Source organism: Citrobacter sp. Cpo012 (genome assembly GCF_030333015.1).
Classification (GTDB): Bacteria; Pseudomonadota; Gammaproteobacteria; order Enterobacterales; family Enterobacteriaceae; genus Citrobacter; species Citrobacter portucalensis.
Genome location: NZ_JAOWGR010000042.1, coordinates 244,902 through 253,073, shown reverse-complemented (window position 1 = coordinate 253,073; position 8,172 = coordinate 244,902). Strand labels below are relative to the sequence as shown.

Genomic DNA, 8,172 nt, shown 5'->3' with positions numbered 1-8,172 from the left:
CCCCCCGTGGTATTAATTCTTCTTATCCCTGATTAAAATTATCCATTTCCGCTAATGTTTTCCCCGCGCTATAGTCTGCTCCTAAGAGAAACAGTTCGGGATGATTAACGTGTTATCGTATTATTTTCAAGGGCTTGCGCTTGGTGCGGCTATGATACTTCCGCTCGGTCCGCAAAACGCCTTCGTGATGAATCAGGGGATCCGTCGCCAGTATCACATCATGATTGCTTTACTCTGCGCTATCAGCGACTTAGTGCTGATTTGCGCGGGGATCTTTGGCGGTAGCGCCTTGCTGATGCAGTCACCATGGCTGATGGCGCTTGTCACCTGGGGTGGGGTGGCATTTTTACTCTGGTACGGTTTCGGGGCGTTAAAAACGGCGATGAGCAGTAACCTGGAACTGGCCAGCGCCGAGGTGATGAAGCAGGGCCGCTGGAAAATTATCGCTACTATGCTGGCGGTGACATGGCTAAACCCCCATGTTTACCTGGATACCTTTGTGGTGCTGGGGAGTCTGGGAGGCCAACTGGACGTTGAGCCTAAGCGCTGGTTTGCGCTGGGTACCGTCAGCGCTTCGTTCCTGTGGTTCTTCGGCCTGGCATTGCTGGCGGCCTGGCTCGCTCCGCGTTTGCGCACTGCTAAAGCACAGCGGATCATCAATACCCTGGTAGGATTGGTGATGTGGTTTATCGCTTTTCAGTTGGCAAAAGAAGGTGTTGCGCACGTTCATGCGTTGTTCAACTAAGTGTTGTCTGATGGACAACGCAGCGAGATCGGCTAAGCTTGCCTGCATGTGCCCTGAGTTTCGGGGTAATTAATGAAACATGGAGGAACGACCGTGAAGTTCAAAATAATGGCCCTGGCGGCATTAGTCGGATTCAGCGCACTATCGGTACAGGCAAATGAGTTGCCAAATGGACCGCACATCGTGACTTCCGGAACGGCAAGCGTGGATGCGACACCAGACATCGCTACTCTGGCGATTGAAGTGAATGTAGCAGCAAAGGATGCGGCTTCAGCGAAGAAGCAGGCTGATGAGCGCGTGGCGCAATATCTGTCCTTCCTTGAACAGAACCAGATAGCGAAGAAAGATATTAGCGCGGCAAACCTGCGCACCCAGCCGGACTACGACTACCAGAATGGTAAAAGCGTCCTTAAAGGCTATCGTGCGGTACGTACCGTTGAGGTCACGCTGCGTCAGTTGGACAAACTCAATGCGCTGCTCGATGGTGCACTGAAGGCCGGTCTGAATGAGATCCGTTCGGTATCGCTTGGCGTTGCCCAGCCGGATACTTACAAAGATAAAGCGCGTAAAGCAGCAATTGATGATGCTATTCATCAGGCTGAGCAGTTAGCTGCGGGCTTTAACAGCAAACTGGGGCCCGTTTACAGCGTGCGTTACCACGTTTCCAATTATCAACCGAGCCCGATGGTACGGATGATGAAAGCAGATGCAGCGCCTGCGACATCCGCTCAGGAAACCTACGAACAGCCGGTTATTCAGTTTGACGATCAGGTTGATGTGGTCTTCCAGATTGAGCCGACGGCGGGGCAACCAGCAGCAACGCCAGCCAAAACCCAGTAATCATTGCAGACCCGGCTTTCCAGCCGGGTTTTTTCTGTGAGCAACTGTAAAAATGAGACCCCACATCCAGTCTTTTTTTTCGCCGTAATGAGGATAGGCCATAGCGATTTTTAAGGGGACGCTATGGATATTTTTATCTCGAAAAAGATGCGTAATTTCATTCTGCTGGCGCAAACCAATAACATCGCCAGAGCGGCAGAAAAAATACATATGACCGCATCGCCTTTCGGTAAAAGCATTGCCGCACTGGAAGATCAAATCGGCTATACGCTGTTTACCCGCAAAGATAACAACATCAGCCTGAATAAAGCCGGACAGGAGCTGTATCAGAAGCTGTTTCCCGTTTATCAGCGCCTTTCTGCCATTGATAACGAAATCCATAACGCCTCTCGCCGCTCGCGGGAAATCGTCATCGGGATCGACAATACCTACCCAACGATTATTTTTGACCAGTTGATTAGCCTTGGTGACAAGTATGACGGCGTGACGGCTCAGGCCGTTGAATTCAGCGAGAATGGGGTGATTGATAACCTGTTCGATCGCAAACTGGATTTTATTATCTCGCCGCAGCACGTTTCCCCCCGCGTCCAGGAACTGGAGAATCTGGCGATTAGCGAGTTGCCTCCGCTGCGTCTGGGGTTTCTCGTTTCCCGGCGCTACGAAGAAAAACAGCCGCAGGATCTGCTGCGCGAGCTGCCCTGGCTGCAAATGCGCTTCCAGAATCGCGCCAACTTTGAGGCGATGCTGGATGCATACATGCGGCCCTGCGGGATCAACCCGACGATTATCTACCGTCCGTACAGCTTTATGGCCAAGATCAGCGCGGTAGAGCGCGGGCAGTTTTTGACGGTGATCCCTCACTTCGCCTGGCGGCTGGTGAACCCGTCGACGCTAAAGTATTTCGATGCGCCCGGCAGCCCCATGTATATGCAGGAGTTTCTCTATTCGCTGAAAAATCATCGCTATACCGCCACTATGCTCCAGCATATTGCTGAAGATCGTGACGGTAGCGCAAGTTAGCCGAGCATCGATCCAGTCTCGAGAAGGTTGCGATGCAGATCGAACGCATGGCTGAGATCGTGATGGATATGCCCGCCGGGCGCTTTCTCCAGATAGCGGTGCAGATAATCCCGGTAAAGAGGGTGCGCACAGTTATCGATAATCGTGTGCGCCCGCTGCATCGGAGATAGCCCACGCAGATCGGCAATCCCTTGTTCGGTCACGATCACTTTAACGCTATGTTCGCTGTGGTCGACATGGCTGCACATCGGTACGATGGTGGAGATTTTCCCGCCTTTGGCAATCGACGGCGCCATAAAGATAGACAGGTAGGCGTTGCGCTCGAAATCCCCGCTGCCGCCGATGCCATTCATCAGGTTCACCCCCGCAACGTGCGTGGAATTGGCATGGCCGTAGATATCAAACTCCAGACCGACGTTGAGCGCAATAACCCCCAGCCGACGGATGATTTCCGGGTTATTGGAGATCTCCTGCGGGCGTAGCACAATCCGGCTGGCGAAGAAGTCCATGTTGTCGTAAATCTTCTGTAGCGACGGGGCTGAAATGGTCAGGCTGGAGGCGCTGGCACCTGTTATCTTGCCCGTTTCCAGCAGATGCACCACCGACTCCTGCAACACCTCCGAATACATCATAAAGGGCGGGATATCCGGGTTCTCGCCCAGTCGCGCCATTACCGCGTTGTTGATATTGCCCACGCCGCTTTGTAAGGGCAGAAACTCAGCTGGAATACGTTTGTGCGCCATTTCTGCCAGCAGGAAAGTGACGACGTTATCGGCAATTTGCTGGCTGACCGGATTGGTTTTATCCGCCGCATTTCCGGCATCGGGCAGCTCGGTATCCACCACCGCAACCACCTTTTTGGGGTCTATCTGTACGCACTGACTGCCTACGCGATCCATGGTATGAAAAATGGGTACGCTGTTACGCCGCGGCGGCGCACCGGGTATCACGATGTCGGCAAACTCCGCTACGCGCGGATTATGGTAATGATTCAATTCAATGATCACTTTTTTCGCCCGCAGCAGCCAGGTCGGCGCATTACCAATACCGCTGGAAAGCCAAATCCGGCCATCTGGCGCAATGGCGGAGGCTTCAATGACGGCAACATCGATCTCGCCAAAAAAGCCGTAATTAACCATTTGCGCCACTTCACTCAAATGGAGATCGACAAACCTCACCTGGCCCTGATTAATTTTCTCGCGCAGGCCCGTTGACGTTTGATAAGGCGCACGCCAGGAAACGGCATCCGCCGCGGATAGAACATCATCAGCGGCGGCGCCAATTGATGCTCCGGTCAGCAGGCGGATCTGAAAAGGCTGCCCGTTCTGATGCCGTTCGCAGGCGCGTTGGGCAATTGCGCTGGGTAACGCTTTGGGTGAACCCGCAGGGGTAAAGCCGCTAAACGCCACCATATCATCGTGCTGGATAATTTCTGCCGCCTGTTCGGCGCTCATCCGTTTCATGGCCGTCTCCTTCCTCGGACGTGATTAATGGCCAACAAAATTTGGTTTACGTTTTTCCATAAACGCGTTCATCCCTTCCTGATAATCCTCGCTGTCGTACACCGCGCGGCGCATGCCCTGAATACGCTCGAACTCATCAGAATTCATGGTGTGCGCTTCACCCAGCACGCGCAGTTCTTCTTTGATGACGGCGATGGCCAGCGGCGCTTTTTCCGAGATGTGGTGCGCCATTTGCAGAGTGAAATCTTCCAGTTCCTCGACGGGCACGACATGGTTAAGGATCCCGACCGCCATGGCGCGTTGAGCGGTGATGGGCGAAGCGGTAAAAATCAGCTCTTTCACGATGTGAAAACCAGCGTCGCGGGTCAGGTTGTGGATGCCCACCAGGTTATATGGCACACCGAGGTTGACCGGGGTCATCGAGAAAGTGGAGGTACTGGCTGCAATGATCAGATCGGAACTCATGATCATCTCAAACGCGCCGCCCCAGACGCTGCCTTCGACCATGGAGATCACCGGCTTCGGGTATTTTTGGATCATACGGGTTATCTGACGCAGCGGATCGTCATAAGAGAGCGGATCGCGACGCCCGGTCGGGAGTTCATGAATATCATGCCCGGCAGAAAACACTTTGGCCCCGCTTGGAGCGCGCAGAATGATGCAGCGAATGTCTGCACGATTGAGATCGCTCAGCGCCTGCATCAGATCGTCAATAAACACTTTACTCAGGGCATTGAGCTTGCGGGCGTAATTGAACTCAATAACCGCGACTTTCTGGATGATGACCACGTTGACGTATTGATAAGACATAATGTTCTCTTTATTGAAAGTAATGATGCTGAATAAATTCGCTGATGTGCCGCAGACCGGTGCGCGGCGAAAGATCATTGTTTTTGACGGCCTGAAGCGTCTGCTGGAAATAGCGGTCGAAATCAGTCCGCGCAAACAGCAGATGCAGGGCTTCTTCTTCAGCCTGCTGGTGTAACCAGTCCACCGCCTGCTGCTGGCGAACTTTTTCCAGTCGACCGCTGGCGGTCAGGCACGTTTTAAAGTCGGTTATCGCCTGCCAAACCTCCTCGATACCGCGTTTTTCCAGGGCGCTACAGGTCAGAACCCGCGGCTGCCACTCGTCATATTTGCGGCGCAGAATATGCAGGGCGGACTCGTACATATGGCGGGCAATGGCAACGCTGGTATGGTTATCACCGTCGTCCTTATTGATGACGACCAGATCCGCCATTTCCATCAGGCCTTTTTTGATGCCCTGTAAATCGTCGCCACCGCCAGCGATTTGCAGTGAGATAAAGCAATCCACCATGCCTGCGACTTCGGTTTCTGACTGCCCAACGCCGACGGTTTCTACAATCACCACGTCAAAGCCAGCCGCTTCGCACAGCAGCATTAATTCGCGGGCGCGCTGGCTGGCACCGCCTAAATGACCGCTGGAAGGAACCGGTCGAATAAACGCAGATTCGGCGCGGGCCAGCTCCGTCATGCGGGTTTTATCGCCAAGAATGCTGCCGCCGCTGACCGGGCTGCTGGGATCGACGGCGATCACCGCTACCCGTAATCCGTGGTGGATAAGCAGCATGCCGAATGCTTCCAGGAAAGTGCTTTTGCCCGCGCCCGGCGTACCGGTGATCCCCAAGCGCAGGGCGTTACCGGTGAACGGCATAATCGCGTCCAGCAATTGCGTACTCAGCGGCTGGTGGCGCGGGTGGTTGCTTTCGACCAGCGTCATCGCCTGGGCGAGCGTAGCCCGTTCACCGAGTCGCAAGCGGCGGACAGTATCCTCAAGCGTGGCGGCGTTAATCATGATGCTGACTGATACGGGTTAACACATCGCGGACGCTGTCGAGCATTGGTGTGCCGGGGCCATAAATGGCTGCCACGCCGTGTTCGTGCAGGAAAGCGTAATCCTGCGGCGGAATAACGCCTCCTGCTACCACGCAGATATCTTCACGCCCCCATTTTTTGAGTGCGGTAACCAGTTCCGGGATCAGCGTTTTATGGCCCGCCGCCAGTGACGATGCGCCTATTACATGCACATCGTTTTCTACCGCCAGACGGGCGATCTCTTCCGGAGTGGAGAACATCGGGCTGAGATCGACATCGAAACCGAGATCGGAATAGGCGCTGGCGATTACCTTCGCGCCGCGATCGTGGCCGTCCTGGCCCATCTTGGCGATCAGAATACGCGGGCGGCGGCCATTTTCCGCGAGGAACTGTTCGGTTTGCGCAACGATGGTATCGAACTCATCGGCGGATTTGTCTGACTGATGATAGCTTTGCGCAATCACGCCGGTGACGCAGTGGCTGGGAACCAGATACCGATCAAAAGCGACTTCCAGCGCGTCGGAGATTTCACCCAGCGTGGCGCGAACGCGGGCGGCGTTGACGGCAGCAGCCAGCAGGTTTTCATTATGCTGCGCGGCGTGGGTCAGTGCCGTGAGCGCGGCTTTAACGGCATCGTTGTCGCGGGTGGTGCGGATATGCTGCAGCGAGGCAATCTGCTCGTTGCGCACCTTCACGTTGTCGATCTCCAGTACCGACGTCTCGTCTTCTTTATCCAGCTTGTACTTATTGACGCCGACAATAACGCGCTTACCCTGGTCGATCAGCGACTGTTCACGCGCGGAAGCTTCTTCGATCATCCGTTTAGGGAGCCCGGCTTCGATCGCTTTCGCCATGCCGCCTGCCTCGTCAATCTGTTTGATGATCGTGCGTGCCTGCTTCACAATTTGATCGGTGAGTGACTCGACGTAATACGATCCGGCCAGCGGATCAACGGTGCGGCAGATCTCTGATTCTTCCTGAATGATGATTTGCGTATTACGCGCAATACGGGCGGAGAAATCGGTGGGCAGACCGAGCGCTTCATCAAAGGCGTTGGTATGCAGCGACTGGGTGCCGCCAAGCGTAGCGCCGAGTGCTTCAATAGTGGTTCGTACCACGTTGTTATATGGATCCTGCTCGGTCAGGCTCCAGCCAGACGTCTGGCAGTGGGTACGCAGAGCGAGAGATTTCGGGTTGGTCGCGCCAAAGCTGCTGACCGCTTCACTCCACAAATAGCGCGCCGCGCGCAGCATGGCGACGTTCATAAACAGATCCATGCCGATACCGAAGAAGAACGACAGGCGCGGGGCGAAGTCATCAATTTTCAGTCCGGCGGAGAGTGCAGCTTTGATGTATTCAATACCGTCTGCCAGCGTAAACGCTACCTGCTGCACGCAGTTCGCTCCGGCTTCACCCATGTGATAGCCGCTGATGCTGATGGTGTTAAAGCGCGGCATGTTGCCGGAGCACCAGGCGATGATGTCGGCGATAATGCGCATGGACGGTTTTGGTGGATAAATGTAGGTGTTGCGGCACAGGTACTCTTTCAGAATATCGTTCTGAATGGTCCCGGTGAGTTGTTCCGGCGTTACGCCTTGTTCTTCTGCAGCGACGATATAAAACGCCAGCACAGGTAGAACCGCGCCGTTCATGGTCATCGATACTGACATCTTATCCAGCGGGATCTGGTCGAACAGTATCTTCATATCTTCGACGGTATCGATCGCCACGCCCGCTTTGCCGACGTCACCCGCCACGCGCGGGTTGTCAGAGTCGTAGCCACGATGGGTGGCAAGGTCAAAGGCGACGGAAAGCCCTTTTTGCCCGGCGGCGAGGTTGCGGCGGTAAAAGGCGTTGGACTCTTTGGCGGTAGAGAAACCAGCGTACTGACGAATGGTCCACGGCTGCGCGGTATACATGGTGGCGCGCGGGCCACGCACGTAAGGCGGCAGGCCGGGAAGGGTGCCCGTGACTTCCAGATTATCGAGGTCTTCTTCGGTGTACAGCGGCTTGATGGCAATCCCTTCCGCCGTCTGTCTTTCCAGCGACTCGACGGTTTTTTCCCGTCGACTGAGTTCTTTATTGGCGAGTGTTTGCCACTCCTGCACGTTTGCCATTTTTTGCTCCGTATTACGCAATAAGTTGAATCTTTGCGAATACGGTGAGCTTTTTCATTTGGCTTGTCGCCAGCAAAAAATAGCCAACAGGGCGTCGTTTTTTGCCGCGTGGCGTGTTTGATTTTGTGATTTATTTCAAAGACGTGGCGGG

At 54.7% G+C, this 8,172-nt stretch carries 7 protein-coding genes; 3 read left to right on the top strand and 4 right to left on the bottom strand.

Annotation, left to right across the window (positions count from 1 at the left end):
• Positions 1 to 109 precede the first annotated feature (109 nt).
• The 3 genes from argO to srsR all read left to right on the top strand — a co-directional run bounded on the left by argO (position 110) and on the right by srsR (position 2,605).
• Positions 110 to 745 (top strand): arginine exporter ArgO, encoded by a 636-nt coding sequence (gene argO / locus OGX90_RS19410; protein WP_003027005.1) that lies wholly within the window; start codon positions 110 to 112, stop codon positions 743 to 745.
• A 93-nt stretch (positions 746 to 838) separates the two neighbouring features.
• Positions 839 to 1,585, top strand: a complete 747-nt coding sequence (locus tag OGX90_RS19405) for an oxidative stress defense protein (RefSeq protein WP_003825465.1) — start codon at positions 839 to 841, stop codon at positions 1,583 to 1,585.
• 123 nt (positions 1,586 to 1,708) lie between these two features.
• Positions 1,709 to 2,605, top strand: coding sequence for a LysR family transcriptional regulator SrsR (gene srsR / locus OGX90_RS19400; RefSeq protein ID WP_003026999.1), 897 nt, complete (start codon positions 1,709 to 1,711; stop codon positions 2,603 to 2,605).
• On the opposite strand, the gene scpC is transcribed toward srsR, so the two are convergent.
• The 4 genes from scpC to scpA are packed head-to-tail and all read right to left on the bottom strand — an operon-like array spanning position 2,602 to position 8,021.
• Positions 2,602 to 4,068, bottom strand: a complete 1,467-nt coding sequence (gene scpC, locus OGX90_RS19395) for a succinyl-CoA:acetate CoA-transferase ScpC (protein ID WP_008785758.1) — start codon at positions 4,066 to 4,068, stop codon at positions 2,602 to 2,604. The genes srsR and scpC overlap by 4 nt on opposite strands.
• Positions 4,069 to 4,092: 24 nt before the next feature.
• Positions 4,093 to 4,878, bottom strand: a complete 786-nt coding sequence (gene scpB / locus OGX90_RS19390) for a methylmalonyl-CoA decarboxylase (RefSeq protein WP_008785757.1) — start codon at positions 4,876 to 4,878, stop codon at positions 4,093 to 4,095.
• A gap of 10 nt (positions 4,879 to 4,888) precedes the next feature.
• Positions 4,889 to 5,884 (bottom strand): methylmalonyl Co-A mutase-associated GTPase MeaB, encoded by a 996-nt coding sequence (meaB, locus tag OGX90_RS19385; RefSeq protein ID WP_048215580.1) that lies wholly within the window; start codon positions 5,882 to 5,884, stop codon positions 4,889 to 4,891.
• A complete protein-coding gene (gene scpA, locus OGX90_RS19380; RefSeq protein WP_198801770.1) occupies positions 5,877 to 8,021 on the bottom strand; it encodes a methylmalonyl-CoA mutase in 2,145 nt (714 codons plus the stop codon). Before scpA ends, meaB begins: the two co-directional genes overlap by 8 nt.
• Positions 8,022 to 8,172 lie beyond the last annotated feature (151 nt).

Excerpts from the sequence above, each read along its gene's own strand:
- srsR (WP_003026999.1), top strand. The coding sequence starts at position 1,709 with ATGGATATTTTTATCTCGAAAAAGATGCGTAATTTCATTCTGCTGGCG.
- scpC (WP_008785758.1), bottom strand. The coding sequence starts at position 4,068 with ATGAAACGGATGAGCGCCGAACAGGCGGCAGAAATTATCCAGCACGAT.
- scpB (WP_008785757.1), bottom strand. The coding sequence starts at position 4,878 with ATGTCTTATCAATACGTCAACGTGGTCATCATCCAGAAAGTCGCGGTT.
- meaB (WP_048215580.1), bottom strand. The coding sequence starts at position 5,884 with ATGATTAACGCCGCCACGCTTGAGGATACTGTCCGCCGCTTGCGACTC.
- scpA (WP_198801770.1), bottom strand. The coding sequence starts at position 8,021 with ATGGCAAACGTGCAGGAGTGGCAAACACTCGCCAATAAAGAACTCAGT.